Source organism: Pseudoalteromonas simplex (genome assembly GCF_015278155.1).
GTDB classification, from domain to species: Bacteria; Pseudomonadota; Gammaproteobacteria; order Enterobacterales; family Alteromonadaceae; genus Pseudoalteromonas; species Pseudoalteromonas simplex.
In genome coordinates this window covers 258,669-275,412 of the sequence record NZ_JADILN010000003.1, presented here as the reverse complement: position 1 = coordinate 275,412, position 16,744 = coordinate 258,669, and the positions used below count along the sequence as shown (strand labels likewise).

General features: G+C 41.5%; 14 protein-coding genes and 1 pseudogene. 13 read left to right on the top strand and 2 right to left on the bottom strand.

The genetic code is table 11. The features are described 5' to 3' along the window. The first annotated feature begins 129 nt into the window (after positions 1–129). From mpl to trmB, 5 genes are read left to right on the top strand one after another with little or no spacing between them, the layout of a single operon-like run. The gene (gene mpl / locus IRQ78_RS08735) at positions 130–1,473 is read left to right on the top strand and encodes a UDP-N-acetylmuramate:L-alanyl-gamma-D-glutamyl-meso-diaminopimelate ligase (RefSeq protein WP_054551080.1); all 1,344 of its coding nucleotides are present in this window, start codon (positions 130–132) and stop codon (positions 1,471–1,473) included. A gap of 22 nt (positions 1,474–1,495) precedes the next feature. After that, positions 1,496–2,119: a flavin prenyltransferase UbiX gene (locus tag IRQ78_RS08730; protein ID WP_054551081.1), complete on the top strand. Its 624-nt coding sequence runs from the start codon at positions 1,496–1,498 to the stop codon at positions 2,117–2,119. Then, positions 2,116–3,045: an ABC transporter ATP-binding protein gene (locus IRQ78_RS08725; RefSeq protein ID WP_166340578.1), complete on the top strand. Its 930-nt coding sequence runs from the start codon at positions 2,116–2,118 to the stop codon at positions 3,043–3,045. The genes IRQ78_RS08730 and IRQ78_RS08725 overlap by 4 nt, the downstream gene beginning before the upstream one ends. Continuing rightward, on the top strand, positions 3,045–3,812 hold the full coding sequence (locus tag IRQ78_RS08720; protein WP_054551083.1) for an ABC transporter permease: 768 nt from the start codon (positions 3,045–3,047) through the stop codon (positions 3,810–3,812). The genes IRQ78_RS08725 and IRQ78_RS08720 overlap by 1 nt, the downstream gene beginning before the upstream one ends. After that, the gene (trmB, locus tag IRQ78_RS08715; RefSeq protein ID WP_194441812.1) at positions 3,812–4,477 is read left to right on the top strand and encodes a tRNA (guanine(46)-N(7))-methyltransferase TrmB; all 666 of its coding nucleotides are present in this window, start codon (positions 3,812–3,814) and stop codon (positions 4,475–4,477) included. Before IRQ78_RS08720 ends, trmB begins: the two co-directional genes overlap by 1 nt. Here the strand turns inward: trmB and IRQ78_RS08710 are convergent. Continuing rightward, a complete protein-coding gene (locus IRQ78_RS08710) occupies positions 4,474–6,324 on the bottom strand; it encodes an EAL domain-containing protein (RefSeq protein WP_138599663.1) in 1,851 nt (616 codons plus the stop codon). The genes trmB and IRQ78_RS08710 overlap by 4 nt on opposite strands. 248 nt (positions 6,325–6,572) lie before the next feature. Here IRQ78_RS08710 and panP point away from each other — a divergent pair, with 248 nt between their 5' ends. Next, a complete protein-coding gene (panP, locus tag IRQ78_RS08705; RefSeq protein ID WP_194441811.1) occupies positions 6,573–8,201 on the top strand; it encodes a pyridoxal-dependent aspartate 1-decarboxylase PanP in 1,629 nt (542 codons plus the stop codon). Positions 8,202–8,494: 293 nt separating this feature from the next. Here the strand turns inward: panP and argE are convergent, their stop codons facing one another. After that, a complete protein-coding gene (gene argE / locus IRQ78_RS08700; protein ID WP_194441810.1) occupies positions 8,495–9,643 on the bottom strand; it encodes an acetylornithine deacetylase in 1,149 nt (382 codons plus the stop codon). A 221-nt stretch (positions 9,644–9,864) separates the two neighbouring features. Here argE and argC point away from each other — a divergent pair, with 221 nt between their 5' ends. From argC to IRQ78_RS08665, 7 genes and pseudogenes are all read left to right on the top strand, one after another. Continuing rightward, positions 9,865–10,875 (top strand): N-acetyl-gamma-glutamyl-phosphate reductase, encoded by a 1,011-nt coding sequence (argC, locus tag IRQ78_RS08695; protein ID WP_194441809.1) that lies wholly within the window; start codon positions 9,865–9,867, stop codon positions 10,873–10,875. Continuing rightward, a complete protein-coding gene (gene argB, locus IRQ78_RS08690; RefSeq protein WP_138599667.1) occupies positions 10,875–11,633 on the top strand; it encodes an acetylglutamate kinase in 759 nt (252 codons plus the stop codon). The genes argC and argB overlap by 1 nt, the downstream gene beginning before the upstream one ends. A 7-nt stretch (positions 11,634–11,640) precedes the next feature. Next, positions 11,641–12,561, top strand: a complete 921-nt coding sequence (locus tag IRQ78_RS08685) for an ornithine carbamoyltransferase (RefSeq protein ID WP_054560941.1) — start codon at positions 11,641–11,643, stop codon at positions 12,559–12,561. Between the two features lie 9 nt (positions 12,562–12,570). Next, complete coding sequence (locus IRQ78_RS08680) at positions 12,571–13,773, top strand: argininosuccinate synthase (protein WP_054551091.1); 1,203 nt, start codon at positions 12,571–12,573, stop codon at positions 13,771–13,773. A 52-nt stretch (positions 13,774–13,825) separates the two neighbouring features. Further along, a pseudogene (gene argH / locus IRQ78_RS08675) lies at positions 13,826–15,690 on the top strand (argininosuccinate lyase). Between the two features lie 252 nt (positions 15,691–15,942). Then, on the top strand, positions 15,943–16,149 hold the full coding sequence (locus tag IRQ78_RS08670) for a hypothetical protein (RefSeq protein WP_054551094.1): 207 nt from the start codon (positions 15,943–15,945) through the stop codon (positions 16,147–16,149). A gap of 14 nt (positions 16,150–16,163) precedes the next feature. Then, positions 16,164–16,697, top strand: coding sequence for a hypothetical protein (locus IRQ78_RS08665; RefSeq protein WP_054551095.1), 534 nt, complete (start codon positions 16,164–16,166; stop codon positions 16,695–16,697). Positions 16,698–16,744 lie beyond the last annotated feature (47 nt).

Sequence of the window (16,744 nt, the reverse complement as noted above, 5' to 3'; positions counted from 1 at the left end):
CACGTTGAGGTGTTTTTTTATGTTGGCTATTTGGCAAAAGTCTAATGCCGTGTAGTAATGGTAAGTAAAGCTTATATTTGGCATTATAGCGCCTTACTTATCTCTTATTCATTTTGCTCAGGACAGTAGATGCATATTCATATTCTTGGAATTTGTGGCACCTTTATGGGTGGTATTGCCGCAATCGCTAAATCGTTAGGTCACACAGTGACAGGCTCTGATCAAAATGTGTACCCACCGATGAGCACACAATTAGAAGAGCTAGGTATAAAGCTCACTCAAGGATATGACGTTGCCCAACTAGAACCTGCGCCAGATATGGTGGTAATTGGTAATGCTATGAGTAGAGGCAATCCTTGCGTTGAATACGTTCTTGATAAAGGCTTACCTTATACTTCTGGCCCAGAATGGTTAAAGCATAATTTACTGCAAAATTCGTGGGTGTTGGCTGTAGCAGGCACACACGGCAAAACAACCACTGCTAGTATGCTAGCATGGTTACTTGAATACGCTGGAATGACACCGGGCTTTTTGATTGGTGGAATCGTGCAAAACTTTGGTGTCTCTGCTCGTGTTGGCGAAACACCATTTTTTGTTATTGAAGCCGACGAATACGACACGGCGTTTTTCGATAAACGCAGTAAATTTGTACACTACTTACCGCGTACCTTAATTCTGAATAATCTTGAATTTGATCATGCTGATATTTTTGAAGATTTAAACGCGATAAAGAAACAATTTCATCATTTGATGCGTACATTACCCTGTAGTGGCAAAGTAATTTGGCCAAGCCAAGACGAAGCACTACAAGATGTGATTGAACGTGGCCTTTGGAGCGAAAGCGAAACACTGTTAGGTGATTGGGATTACCGCTTACTTAAAGCTGATGGTAGTGAATTTGAAGTGCTACTAGATTCACAAGTACAAGGTGTTGTCAGCTGGCAAGCCATGGGCGAGCACAATGTCAAAAATGCCATAATGGCCATTGCAGCAGCCAGACACGTAGGCATCGCGGTATCAGTCAGTATTGCAGGCTTAGCTGAGTTTATCTCTCCTAAGCGTCGTATGGAGCTGAAAGCCGACATTAACTCAATAAAAGTGTATGACGACTTTGCCCATCATCCAACGGCAATTAAAACGACCTTAGCAGGGCTACGTGCAAAAGTAGGCACTGATAAGATAGTTGCTATTTTAGAGCCTCGTTCAAACACTATGAAAATGGGCGTGCATCAACAAACCTTAATTGATTCACTCGATGCAGCAGATGATGTGTATTTATTTGAGCCAGAAAATTTAAGCTGGTCGCTGAAAGAATATGCAGACAAAGCAGGTATGCATTGCATGAAAAGCACTGAGGAAATCATTACTCAGGTTGTTGGCAACAGTGCGCCGTCACAACATATTTTAATTATGAGTAATGGTGGTTTTGAAGGTATTCATCAGCGTTTAATCACTGCTCTTGAACAAAACTAACCAGTATACGGAGCTTAACTGTATGCAATTTAAAGATAAAATAACGTTAGCTTTTAGTGGTGCCTCTGGGGCTCCTTATGGCTTAAGGTTATTAGAAGTATTACTTGAACAGCAGTTTCAGGTGTATGTATTGATTTCAAGTGCGGCAAGAGTGGTCTTTGATACAGAATCGAATATCAAACTTTCGGGTAATGAAGACAAAGCGACAGAGCAACTGAGTACACTTTTTAATGCCGCTCCTGAGCAACTTAAAGTATTTGGTAAAGACAACTGGTTTAGCCCTGTTGCATCTGGCTCTGCTGCGCCGAAAAAAATGGTGGTATGCCCGTGTAGTGCAGGTTCAGTATCTGCAATTGCGGTCGGGGCATCAGATAACTTACTCGAACGCGCCGCTGACGTGGTCATTAAAGAGCGTGGGCAGCTGATTTTAGTCCCGCGTGAAACGCCATTTAGCGAAATCCACCTTGAAAACATGCTGAAGCTAGCACGACTAGGCGTAACTATTATGCCTGCGGCACCGGGCTTTTATCATCAACCAGAGCAGATTTCCGATTTGGTTGATTTTATGGTGGCGCGAATTTTAGATCATTTAAACATTGAACATACTTTGACGAAACGTTGGGGTTATGGAGAGGGCAAACAGTGAGCGAAAAAACGATCGCATTAAATATTGAAGGCCTAAAAAAGGTTTATAAAAATGGTGTTGAAGCCGTAAAAGGCATTGATTTACAAGTTCAGCAAGGCGACTTCTTTGCCTTACTTGGACCAAACGGGGCAGGTAAATCAACCACTATTGGTGTTATCTCATCGTTAGTGAATAAAAGTGCCGGTCGTGTCCAGGTATTTGGTCACGATATTGATACAGACCTTGAAGCAGCTAAGTCAGAACTTGGCTTAGTGCCGCAAGAATTTAATTTCAGTCAGTTTGAAACACTAAATCAAATTTTGGTGAACCAAGCGGGCTATTACGGTGTACCAAGAAAGCTGGCGCATGAGCGTGCTGAAAAATACTTAAAGCAGCTTGGTTTATTTGAGAAAAAAGATAAACAAGCGCGCACCCTTTCAGGTGGTATGAAGCGTCGTTTAATGATTGCTCGTGCACTGATGCATGAACCTAAATTGCTTATTTTAGATGAACCAACAGCCGGTGTTGATATTGAGCTACGCCGCTCTATGTGGGATTTTCTTCGCGAGATAAATAAGCAAGGTGTGACCATCATCTTGACTACCCATTACCTTGAAGAGGCTGAGCTGTTATGTAAAAACATCGCGATTATCGACAGCGGTGTGATTGTTGAAAACACCACCATTAAAGCGTTACTTGCCAAGCTTGATAAAGAAACCTTTGTACTGGATTTAAAGCAACCTGTGCAGCCAATTAGCATCGACGGTTACAAATACACACTGACTGACGACCACACTTTAGAAGTTGAAGTGGCGAAGTCTCAGGGCTTAAACCAAGTATTTAGTGCCTTGAGCGAGCAAGGTAACACAGTGCTGAGTATGCGAAATAAAGCAAACCGTTTAGAAGAGCTGTTTGTAGGGTTATTAGAACAAGGGCGAGGCGAATAATGTTTAAATATGGAGTAGCGCTAAAAAGTATTTGGATCAAAGAGTGTATTCGCTTTTTACGTATTTGGGTGCAAACCTTAGTTCCGCCGGCAATCACGATGAGCCTGTATTTTGTGATTTTTGGTAATCTGATTGGTTCTCGTATCGGTGATATGGGTGGCTTTACTTATATGGAGTTTATTGTCCCGGGTCTGATTATGATGTCGGTGATCACCAACTCTTACTCGAATGTTGCCTCGAGTTTTTATTCGACTAAATTTCAAAAAAGCATTGAAGAGCTTTTAGTTGCACCAGTGCCAAACTACATCATTGTACTTGGCTACATGGGCGGTGGTATGACACGAGGCATGCTGGTTGGTTTAATTGTTACCTGTGTCTCTTTGCTATTTGTTGATATTCAAATTCATAATATTTTTGTGATTATGGCTACGGTTATTTTAACGTCGGCTGTGTTTGCATTAGGCGGACTTATCAATGCTATTTATGCTAATAGCTTTGATGATATTAGTATTATCCCGACCTTTATTTTAACGCCGCTGACTTATCTAGGTGGGGTGTTTTACTCTATCACCTTGTTGCCAGAATTTTGGCAAGGCGTATCGCAAGTAAACCCAATTATTTATATGGTGAATGCATTTAGATATGGCTTCTTAGGTGTGTCTGATGTCGACTTATCGGTAGCATTTGGTGTACTTGGTTTATTTATTGTGGGGTTATTTACCTTAGCATTAACCCTTATTAAACGTGGTGTGGGGCTTAGACACTAATGACGGATGCAAATTCGAGAAGTATTGTATCGAATCAACCTGGCTTACATGAAAAGCTAGACGAAATTGTTTTAAAGCACTTAAGTGCTGAATTTAAAAAGCCGATTGCAGAGCATACGCAAGCGGCTTTTGATCAGGTAAACGAAAAGGTGCAAGCGTTTGCAGGGCCTATTATTCTTGATTCCTGTTGTGGGGTAGGTGAAAGCACCGCAAACTTAGCAAAGCGCCACCCAGATGCGTTAGTGATTGGCATTGATAAATCATCACATCGTCTAGATAAGCATGATATCGAATACAAGCAAACGGATGCGGGACAGTACATTTTAGTGCAAGCTGATTTAAACGATTTCTGGCGCTTGGCGGTGGCTGCAAACTGGCAGCCAAGCCATCACTATCTGCTGTATCCAAATCCTTGGCCAAAAGCCAAGCACTTGCAAAGACGATGGCATGGCGCTGCTATATTTCCGTTTATCGTTAAATTAGGCGGTCGCTTAGAGCTCAGAAGCAATTGGGATATATACGTAAAAGAGTTTGCTCGCTCATTAGAGCTTGCAGGGCATAAGTGCGATGTTGAGCTGTATGAAAGCGATACTGCAATTACCCCATTCGAACGTAAATATTGGGCCAGTGGTCAACAAAGCCACCGCTTGGTGATCAACCTTTAATGAATATAGGGAGTTGGCGGTGCAAAATGACTCCCTTGCATTAAAGTAACACCTGCACGAGCAAGCGCGTCTGCTATTTGTTCGTTATCAACTTGCTCAGCGATTACATCTAATTTGAGTTGCTGAGCGTATTTCACCAAGTTTTCAATAAACAGATAGTTATCTTTATTAGTATGAATTTGGCTTACCAACCCTTTATCTAATTTCAAGCCATCGATCTCAAGCTTCCTAATGTGAGGCAAGTTTGAAAAGCCTGCGCCAAATTCATTAATAAAAACCTGAGCACCTTTATTCTTTAAAGTGCTAATAAAGGTTTTTATTTCACCAAAGTAAGCAATCGCATCGCGTTCATGGAATTGAAAGATAATATTATGGGGTTGTGGATAACGCCTTAGCTGTAATTCAAAAAACTCGCTCAAGCTTGGGTCAAGGATATCCTGTGCTGTAATGTTGATACTCCAGCGTACATTGGTTTTCCTAAACTGCTCAATACAACGAGTAAATATAGTACGTCTCAAGGGGCCATCCATGCGTGAGCGCTTTAGTACCATCATAAAGTAATCAGGTGCGTGAATACGACCAGTTGAACTTACCATTCTGGCAAGGCATTGATAATGATCTACGGCCTTACTTTGGTTGTTATAAATTGCTTGAAAATAAGGCACTATGCGATTGTTATCGAAGGCTTCTTTGACTTCTTTAGCAAGGAAAACGTTACTTTTAAATTGTTCTTCAACTTGTTTAAAAACATTTTCATAGCGTATTAAACGCTGGTTGTTTAGTTTGGCCTGCTGAAGTGCTATGTGGGCGTTTTCTATCAGTAATAATTTATTACCTGTAGCGACACCTGCGGATAAGCTGACATAAATAAACGGTTCTTTCAGTGCTGGGATCGCATTGTTAAAAGCGTTTATTACTTCGTCGATATTATGCTCATCAGTATGAGTACGTAATAATGCGATTTTATTGGTTGTTAAACGGTAAATACCGCCATCACGAGGTATACGTGATTGAAAGTACCTAAGTATGTTAGCCATTACTTTATCACTCACTTCACTGCCATAAAAACTGCTGATGTCTTCAAGCTCGTTGATGATGATAATCGCCAATTCCATACGGTGTTTGGTCGTTTTCTTTATGTGATATTCAAGGGCAACATGATTAGCAAAGCCAGTGCGTGCGTCTGTTGATAGCGAGCGTTTAAGCTGTAAGAAATATAATCCTGCTATAAGTAATGCAATAAAGAAGAAAAAGCTACTGGTAACCATCGCCCTTGTAACGCTTTGCTGAAGCTGCTGGTTTAAGTCACTTATAGTAATGTCTGCGCCAGTTATATAAGTTTGGCCATTATCATCGACAAAAGTAACAAAGATACTTTTAAAATACCCCCATTGATCCTGCGATATTTCAAAAACGGGTTCGGTCGAATAAAAGGCTTCTTTGTTAAGTTCTGTCGCTTCGGGGTAGGCATCTAAAAACTGTGTGACACGACCAGTGTTTTGATCTTTTTGAGTGTAACTTGAGGCGCTAAAGTAGACTTTGTCATCGCGAAGGACCATTGCATACACATAAGCAAGTTGCATTTGCTTTGCGTACTCTGAAAGGGCAAGACTCTTTTCTTTGTAGGTAGAACTGGAAATAGGTAGACCAGCATTGACTGTATTATGGTAGTCATCACCTAGGATATGCTTGACACTGACCGCGGCATTTAGCAATTTGCTATCGATATTTGCCATGATCTCACTACGTGTGGTTTCATAGGTATAATAGATATAGCCAAATAAACTAATAAAAAAAACGGCGAAACCATATAGCAGCCAGCTAGTTTTTTGCATTCCTTTGGGCATAAACGTTCCCTTTGCGGTTATCGTTTGATTATACTTAAAAAATACTTCTCTGATAGTATAAATTGACCGCAAATTTCATCAATAAATCATTTTTTTGTCATCGAAATTATGCCTTTTTAGCTTTATGCGAGACATTTTCGTGATATTCCAGTAAAGTTAGCCAATTTCGTAGCAACAGTGCCGCAAAAGTGTTCACCAAGATGTCCCATCATCAGGTGCATTTTTAGCTGCTAATTATGGGTATTAGGATGGATCAAAAGCGTTGTGCCGTCGCCTCTAAAGAAAGCTTGATTCGTATTTTTACGGTGCCAGAAGCACCAGACTCGACATTAAGTAAAATCGAATCTGAAATTTCTAGCAACTTAGCTGGGTTCTTAAATGAGAATATAGCTGCAATTGAAAAGCCTTTGCACGAAATTGAAAAAGACTTTCAAACGGCCACTATCCCAGAAGAGCCAACCTTTGTTTCTGATTATGCTCAAGATATTATGGAGCAGTTGGTTGCTCATTCAGTGCACACTGCTGCACCAAGCTTTATTGGTCACATGACCTCAGCGTTACCGCATTTTGTGTTACCGCTTTCTAAATTAATGGTCGGTCTAAACCAAAACCTAGTAAAAATTGAAACTTCAAAGGCATTTACGCCACTTGAAAGACAAGTTTTGGGCATGATGCATCACCTTGCTTATGGTGAAGACGACAGCTTTTATAGCAAATGGATGCACAGTGCGAAAACGTCATTAGGTGCATTCTGTTCAGGTGGCACTGTCGCTAACATTACTGCGCTATGGATTGCCCGCAACCGTTTATTAAAAGCCGATGGTGACTATAAAGGCATTGCTGCACAGGGATTAATCGCGGGAATGCTGCACTATGGTTACAAAGGCTTAGCTGTGCTTGTTTCTGAGCGAGGCCATTACTCATTAGGTAAAACCGTTGATCTACTAGGTATTGGTCGCGATAACATTGTCGCAATTGCAACCGGCGAAAATAATAAAGTCGATGTCGATGCGATGCGTAAAAAGGCTCATGAGCTTGAAGCGGCTGGCATTAAGGTAATGGCACTTGTGGGTGTTGCTGGTACGACTGAAACGGGCAGCATAGATCCACTAAATGAAATGGCTGATTTGAGCGAAGAACTTGGCTGTCATTTTCATGTCGACGCTGCATGGGGTGGTGCAACCTTACTATCTTCAAATTACCGCCACCTATTGAGCGGTATTGAGCGCGCTGATTCAATAACTATTGATGCACACAAACAAATGTATGTACCAATGGGAGCGGGGTTAGTGTTATTTAAAGACCCTGCAGCGACGGATGCTATTGAGCATCATGCGGAATATATTCTTCGTAAAGGCTCAAAAGATTTAGGCAGTCATACCCTTGAGGGCAGCCGCCCAGGTATGGCAATGTTAGTGCATGCTTGCTTACGTGTTATTGGCCGTAAAGGCTACGAGATGCTAATTGATCGCAGTATCGTGAAAGCGCGCACTTTTGCCGATATGATCAAGCAGGATGAAGATTTTGAATTAATCTCTGAGCCTGAACTTTGCCTATTAACCTATCGTTACGTACCAAAAGAAATCCAAGCGAAACTGAAAGAAGCAGACGAAGAAACTAAATTAGATATTTACGCTTCGTTGAATCGCTTTACTGCAAGCATGCAAAAGCGTCAGCGTGAAGCGGGTCGCTCTTTTGTATCGCGTACACGTTTAACACCTGCAAAATATGACCATCAGCCCACCGTGGTTTTTCGTGTTGTATTAGCCAACCCGTTAACCTCTAAAGCAATTCTAAAAGATATTTTAGCGGAGCAAAAAGAGCTGGCGAAAACCGACCCGGTATTTAAAAAATATTTAAGTAAGTATATGGATTAACAAAGGGAGCGTGATGCTCCCTTTTTATTATACCCAAGCCACCTCAAGATGCAGAATTCAGCGTTTCACAGGTGCTTAATATCAAGGCGTTACTTTGCAAGAATGGTAGTCCCTTTTAAGAAGTAACAACGATGAGAGTAAGTGCCTGTGAAGCGCCCGAAGGGTTGGTTTAAAAGCGATTTATACTGCGTTATTGATTTTAACAATAGAACCACTATTACTTGCAATCAATGCCTTGCCTAAATCGCTTTTAATTCCAACTGAAACTCGCATCTTGAGGTGGTTTGGGTATATTAACTAAAGCAGCTTGCTTTAATCATGTTACTGATAATCGCTTGTGATGGTTTAATTTTTTCCATCGCCAAAAACTCATCTGGCTGGTGGGCTTGGTTAATTGAGCCGGGCCCCATGACGATGGTTTCGCAGCCAAGCTGTTGAATAAAAGGGGCTTCTGTACAATAGTTTACAGCGACAGCGGGTTGACCTGAGATTTTTTCGGCCAGCTTTACAAGTGCTGTATCAGTGCTACCACTAAATGCTGGGATAGGTTCATGCATGTCGATAACGCTCACTGCATTTGGGTATTGGGCATTAATCTCTTCTGCAGCAGTTAGCAAAATGGCTTGTAGTTCTTGCACACTTAAACCAGGCAAAGGCCGCATATCAATGTGCATTTCACAGCAGCCACAAATGCGGTTGGCATTGTCGCCACCATGAATATGGCCAAGGTTCAAGGTTGGGTACGGAATTTCAAAGTGCTCGACTGAATATTTATTCTTTAATTCTTCTTTGATGATTAACAGTTTTGTAATCATTTTATGCATGACTTCGATGGCGTTTAAACCACGTTCAGGATCAGAGCTATGGCCTGAGCGACCAATTACTCTAATGGCTGTACTCATATGACCTTTATGAGTAAATACCGGTGTCATATCAGTTGGCTCACCAATGATGCAGCGCGCTGGTTTTAAGTCTGGGTGACGGCAAATTTGTTGCGCACCTGCCATTGTGGTTTCTTCATCGGCTGTGGCTAGGATTAAAAGTGGCTCTGTTTGCTTAGTTTCATCAAGCTCGCTGATAGCCTGTAGTACAAAGGCAAAAAAGCCTTTCATATCAATACTACCTAAGCCATAAAGTTTATTGTCATGCTCGCTGAGTTTAAATGGATCGTAGTTCCAGCGGCTATCATCAAATGGCACAGTATCAGTATGACCTGCAAGCATTAAACCGCCATCTCCTTTACCGCGTTTCGCTAATAAGTTGTAACGACCTTTGCCGTTTTCAAGCTCTGTGATTTCACATGTAAAACCCAGGCTTTCGCACCAGTCTGCGAGCAAGGTAATTACCCCTTTATTGCTCATGCACAAAGAATCTTCAATCGCACTAATTGAAGGGGCAGCAATTAGCTGCTGATACATAGATATAAAAGAGGGTAGCGACATAAAAAAATCCAAAAATAATTATTCAATCTAATTGCATAACAATATAAAAGTATTTATGATGAATATCAATTCACTTTTTGAGCATAAATATTAGTAAAGCTGTACGATGAACACGAAACGACGATAACCTGATTTGATTACTTTAGACAGTGTTTTTATTCGCAATTGAGCGAGTAATTTTAGGCGTATCGATAAACAGATTTAATAGGTAAAAGTAAGCAATGAATGTAGTGATTATTGGCGCAAGTGGTTATAGCGGCGCAGAGCTAGCAAGTTTAGTTGCTAAGCACCCCAAACTGACCCTACAAGCATGTTATGTGTCTGAAGGGAGTTTAGATAAAGGCAAATTATTAAGCGATTTATACCCTGAGCACCTTGGATTGTTAGAGTATCCACTACAACCTCTAACAGCTGAGGCTTTCCAAGATATCGAAAGCAATGCTGACTATGTATGCCTGTGTACTGATCACAAGGTCAGTGTTGATCTTGCTCCGAAATTTTTAGCCATGGGTAAAAAAGTATTCGACCTATCTGGTGGTTTCCGTTTAGCTGGGAATGAGGATTACCTGACTTATTACGGTTTCGCACATGAACACCCTGCGCTTTTAGAGCAAGCAGCGTATGGTTTAGCCGAATGGAATAGCGATGCGATTAGTAAAGCGAGCCTTGTAGCTGTCGCGGGTTGTTACCCAACAGCGGCTCTTAATTCTTTAAAACCACTTAAAGAAGCAGGGCTATTAGCTGATCAAGCCATTATTGTTAATGCGGTGTCAGGTGTTACAGGCGCTGGCAGAAAAGCCAGTGTTAACACGCACTTTTGCGAAGTGTCACTTGCTCCTTATGGCTTGTTTAACCACAGACACACACCTGAGATTGAGCAGCACCTTGGTCACCCTGTGTTATTCACCCCACATTTAGGTAATTTCCCTCGCGGAATCTTAGAAACTATTTATGTGCAATTAAAACCAGGCGTAACAGTAGAGCAAGTGAGCGCGGCGTATCAAGTGTTAGCTAACGAGCCGTTAATTCGTTTACTTGGCAATAAAATTCCAAGCATTAAAGGCGTCGCTAAACAACCATTTGTTGATATTGCATGGCAGCAAAAAGGTGAGCAACTCATCGTTATGTCAGCGATTGATAACCTTCTAAAAGGCGCAGCTGGGCAAGCATTACAGTGTATTAATTTAGCCATGGGTGAACCTCACCACACTGGTTTGGTAGGAGCGCTGTAATGAAAACTTGGATCATTAAAGTCGGTGGTGCTGTGTTAAATAGCGCAGATGCCGCAAAAGCGCTTTTTGATGTTTTAGCCTCTGAACAAGATAACTTTGTTATTGTTCATGGTGGTGGTGCCTTGGTTGATGCTTGGCTTAAAGACGCCGGCTTTGTAACTGCAAAACATCAAGGCTTACGTATCAGCCCAAATGAGCAAATGCCATATATTGTTGGTGCTCTTGCCGGTTGTGCCAATAAACAATTGATGAGCCAAGCAATCAGCGCTGGCCACAAACCGGTTGGTTTAAGCCTTTATGAAGCGGGTGTACTGGTATCTGAAAAACTTAAAGTATTGGCGCAAGTAGGTCAGTGCTCAGGTAGTTGTGACAGCGTGCTACCTAGCATGCTTGAACAAGGTCGTTTACCTCTAGTGAGCTCTATTGGTTTTGGGGAAGATGGCCAATGGTACAACGTCAATGCAGATGAAGCTGCAGCGGCTATCGCTAAAGAGCTTAATGCAGAACTTATTTTTATGACAGATGTAGAGGCTGTGCTTGATGCCAATAAGCAGCCACTACATCAACTTAATACGCAGCAAATCGAAACACTTATCCTTGAAGGAGTTATTCAGGGCGGGATGGAGGTCAAAGTAAAGACCAGCCTTCTTGCTGCCCAACATTTACGACGTGGTGTGTATATCTCAAGCTGGCTGAAGCCAGAGAACTTAGTCGCTTTATTAAAAGGCGAGCATGTAGGAACGAAAATTACACCATAGGTATTTCATGTTAAAAAATTTCTTAAATGGTCTTGAATTAGACCAAAAAGGCGCACTTAAATTACTAAACTTAGCGCAAAAAATTAAAGCAAACCCAACAGACTTCAGCCAAGCATTAGCGGGCAAATCAGTGGTTACCTTGTTTGAAAAGCCAAGTTTACGTACTCGTTTGTCATTCGATATTGGTATTAATAAATTAGGCGGTCACGCGGTTTATTTAGATTCACAAAATGGTGCTATGGGCGCTCGTGAATCAGTTAAAGATTTTGCCCTTAATATCTCAACTTGGGCTGATGGCATTGTTGCTCGCGTGAATGCGCACAAAACACTGACCACACTTGCTGAATATTCATCGGTGCCTGTTGTTAATAGCCTATGTGATTTATATCACCCATGCCAAGCACTTGCTGACTTTTTAACGCTGCAAGAAGTGCATGGCGATGTTAGCAAACTAAAGCTTGCTTACTTAGGTGAAGGTAACAACGTCACACACTCTCTAATGTTATTAGCCGCTACTTTAGGCACTGATTTTGTTGCAGTTTGTCCTAAAGGCAGTTCGCCAGATTCGCAAATTCTCAAGCAAGCAGAGCAAATTGCAGCAATGAATGGCGCGTCTGTTATGGTGAGTGACAGAATTGAGGCGGCAGTTGGCGCAAATGCAGTCTATGCTGATACTTGGGTTTCAATGGGTGATAAAACACCGCTTGAGCAGGTAAAAGCTAAATATATGCCTTATCAGCTTAACCAAGCCCTATTAGAGAAAACCGGTGCGCAGACTGTACTGCATTGTCAGCCAGCGCATCGTGAGTTTGAAATTACCTCTGAGGTAATGGATGGTCCAGCATCAAAAATTATTCAACAAGCAGAGAATCGTATGCACGCGCAAAACGCTCTACTTGTCACATTATTAAATCCAAATTTTGTTTAAGGAACACCAATGAGTTCAATTAAAAAAGTCGTATTAGCCTATTCTGGTGGTCTTGATACATCGGCAATCGTGCCATGGTTAAAAGAAAACTACGGCTGTGAAGTAATCGCGTTTGTTGCTGATGTAGGCCAAGGCGCAGAGGAGCTTGAAGGCGTTGAAGAAAAAGCCATTGCTTCAGGTGCGTCGGAATGCCATATCGTAGACTTAAAAGACGAAATGGTCAGTGATTATATTTACCCAACTTTAAAAACGGGTTCTATTTACGAAGGCACTTATTTACTAGGTACGTCTATGGCGCGTCCAATCATTGCTAAAGCGCAGGTTGAAATTGCCCGTAAAGTAGGTGCTGATGCGCTTTCACATGGTTGTACTGGTAAAGGTAACGATCAGGTGCGTTTTGAGTCATGTTTCGCAGCCCTTGCACCAGATCTAAAAGTGATTGCACCATGGCGTGAGTGGGACTTATCAAGCCGTGAATCATTACTTGATTACTTAGCTGAGCGTAATATTCCGTGTTCTGCGTCAGCTACGAAAATTTATAGCCGTGATGCGAATGCTTGGCATATTTCTCACGAAGGTGGTGAGCTTGAAGATCCATGGTGCCAACCAAGTGATCAAGTATGGACATGGACTAACTCGCCAGAGCAAGCACCTAATGAAGCAGAATATGTAACATTAAACGTTGTTGAAGGTGAAGTGGTTGCTGTTAACGGTGAGTCATTAAAACCATATGACTGCTTAGTTAAATTAAATGACATTGCTGCGCCGCATGGTGTGGGTCGTGTTGATATCGTAGAAAACCGTTTAGTGGGTATGAAGTCGCGTGGCTGTTATGAAACACCTGGAGGCACTGTGATCATGGCTGCTCTTCAAGCGATTGACGAGTTAGTGCTAGATAAATCAAGCCGTAAATGGAAAGAAGTGCTTGGTGGTGAGTTCTCTCATTTAGTCTATGATGGTCGTTGGTTTACGCCATTAAAAGACTCGATTCTTGCAGGTGCTGAATCACTGTCTAAGTTAGCAACGGGTGAAGTAGTACTTAAGCTTTATAAAGGCCAAGTCACTGCGGTACAGAAAAAATCACCGAATAGCTTATACAGCGAAGATTTCGCAACCTTCGGCGAAGATGATGTATATGACCAATCTCATGCAGAAGGTTTCATTCGTTTATTCTCGCTTTCAAGCAGAATCTCAGCACTAACGAAAAAGTAATTTAATTATTGCCCTGCATTGCAGGGCAATAGCCGAATTTGGAGACAGTTCAATGGCACTATGGGGCGGACGTTTTTCTACGGGTCCAGATGAAGCGTTTAAACAATTCAACGATTCACTTCCTTTTGATTATCAACTTGCAGAGCAAGACATTATTGGTTCAGTTGCATGGGCTGGAGCGTTAAAACAAGTAAACGTTTTAAATCAGCAAGAATACGATGACTTAGTTGCGGCACTTAATAAGCTGTTAGATGAAGTTAAAGCGAACCCACAAGCAGTGGCTGTAGCAGGGCATGAAGATATTCATTCTTATGTTGAATCAGCACTGATTGATAAAGTGGGTGACCTTGCTAAAAAGTTACACACTGGTCGTAGCCGTAATGACCAAGTAGCAACAGATTTCCGTTTATGGTGTCGTGATACAGCTGAGCATATTCTTGCAGCAATCGCAGAGCTGAAAGGTGAGTTTATTGCCTTAGCTGAGCGTGAGCTTGGCACTATTTTACCGGGTTACACGCACTTACAGCGTGCACAACCTGTGTTATTTAGTCATTGGTGTATGGCTTATGTTGAAATGCTTGAGCGTGATGAGAGCCGTTTAAGCGATGCCAAAAACCGTATGAACTATTGCCCACTTGGTAGCGGTGCATTAGCCGGTACTGCGTACCCAATTGATAGGCAAATGCTTGCCGAAGGGTTAGGCTTTACCGGTGCTACACGCAATAGCCTTGATGCTGTATCAGATCGTGATTTTGTGGTTGAGCTATTAAGCTGTGCATCGATTTCGATGATTCACTTATCGCGTATGGCCGAAGATTTAATTTTCTATAATTCGGGAGAAGCGGGCTTTATTGAGCTTTCTGATGGGGTAACATCAGGCTCTTCACTAATGCCGCAAAAGAAAAACCCAGACGCACTAGAGTTAATTCGTGGTAAAACTGGCCGCGTTTTTGGCGCATTCAGTGCCATGATGATGACATTAAAAGCGCTACCACTTGCTTACAATAAAGATATGCAAGAGGACAAAGAGGGCTTATTTGATGCGATGCCAACTTGGCTGGCATGTATTCATATGGCGCAAGCGTGTATCAAAGGCATTAAAGTTAATGCAGATAAAACATTAGCAGCTGCAAAAGGTGGTCACTCAAATGCGACTGAACTTGCTGATTATTTAGTGGCTAAAGGTATTCCATTTAGGGAAGGTCATCACATTGTTGGTACGCTCGTGCAAATGGCTATTGCACAAGGGAATAACTTAGAAGATTTAAGTTTAGAGCAATTTAAGTCAGTGCATAGCATTTTCGAATCAGATGTATATCCTGTATTAGAAATAGACGCCTGTATTAAAGCAAGACAAGCTCTGGGTGGCACCTCTCTTGAGCAAGTAACAAGTGCCATTAAATACGCAAAAAAAAACAGCAAATAGCGGTACGTGACGCAACCTTAAATGATGTTGAGTCTATTGCTAAGCTAATTCAGCATTGGGCTACGGTAGGTGAAAACCTACCACGAGCTAAAAGCGACATGATTCACTCAATTAATGAGTTTGCTGTCACTGAAGTTGAAAACCAAGTTGCAGGCTGTGCCTCGCTTTATATTTACGATACTGGCCTTGCTGAAATTCGCTCGCTCGGGGTGGACCCCGAATCACGAATTGCCGGGCAGGGACGTCAACTTGTTGAACATTTGCTAAAAAAAGCCAAAAGCTTGGCGCTTAGTCGGGTAATTGTTCTGACAAGAGTGCCAGAATTTTTTGCAAGCCAAGGTTTCAGCTTTTGTAGCAAAGACAGTTTGCCAGAAAAAGTGATCAAAGATTGTGAGCTTTGCCTTCGTAAAGATAATTGCGATGAAGTGGCAATGGAATATATTTTAAAGCCAAGTAATAGCGCGGTGATCCCGTGTAAACACGTGGCTTAATTTTCCCTGGATAGGAAAAACGCACGGTTACCCCTGTGCGTTTTTTTATGTCTGAAATTTAGATTTACTGACTTTTATGATCAAAATGATCAACTTTTGTAAAAGTTGGATCGTTAATTGCTTTTATTATCAATGCGGTGGCAACGTCGCGATGAAGTATAAAAAAGCGTCAAAAAAATGAGAACGCTTAACTCAGCTTACAAGCTATTGTAAGCTGTACTGAAAAAACAATTAACTTAAAGGAATTAACTTATGCAAGTTTCAAACAATAGCCAATTGCAAATGCAAGCTTACAGCCAAATGCAACAAACAAAGCCTGCTTTGGAACAAACTACTAGTAATAAAACCCTGCAATCTGATACAGTAACTTTATCAAGTGAAGCCTTGGCTTTATCTGGTGACGCAGACCTTCAACGTGGCGGCGGTGCTGTATTCCCAAATAAAAAGAAAGAAGAGTAGATGACGGGTATTAAATGTTTTTGACTGAGCTTTTTGGTGTTTTTTCATTATCAGCTTTTGCTGTTTGGGGTTTGTTGATGGCATTTTTCTTCAATACCTTTGTTTTTAGCTTAGGTATAAAAAGAAAAACTACCTTATTGCTCAGTTCATTCATCATGGCAACATCCTACTTAACAGGTGACTATTTCTTCACTTGGTTATCACCAGTTCCTGCAACATACCTTGACTGGGCGATCTACGACATTGTAACGATTGTCTGTCTAACAATTGCTTATCTCTTTATGAGAAGAACAACCCCCTCATTTCTATACCTTGTTGTAGGCTTATCTCTTAATTCAATTCTTTTTGTCCTTATGTATATTGACCTGTACGTTTACGGAAACACTCAACCTTGGTTTTTTTGGGATGTTTATTCTTTTGGTGTCAATATCATAGATCTAATAATGATAATTGCGCTTATTGTAGACCGTGATATTTTGGGTCTCCATAAACTCAAAAACTTTATTACTGAGTCAATTAAGCCAAAAGAAATTAGAACACAAGCTTAGTAAATGTACATAAGTGACTTTGTCGGAAGTTTGATAGGATCTTTCAT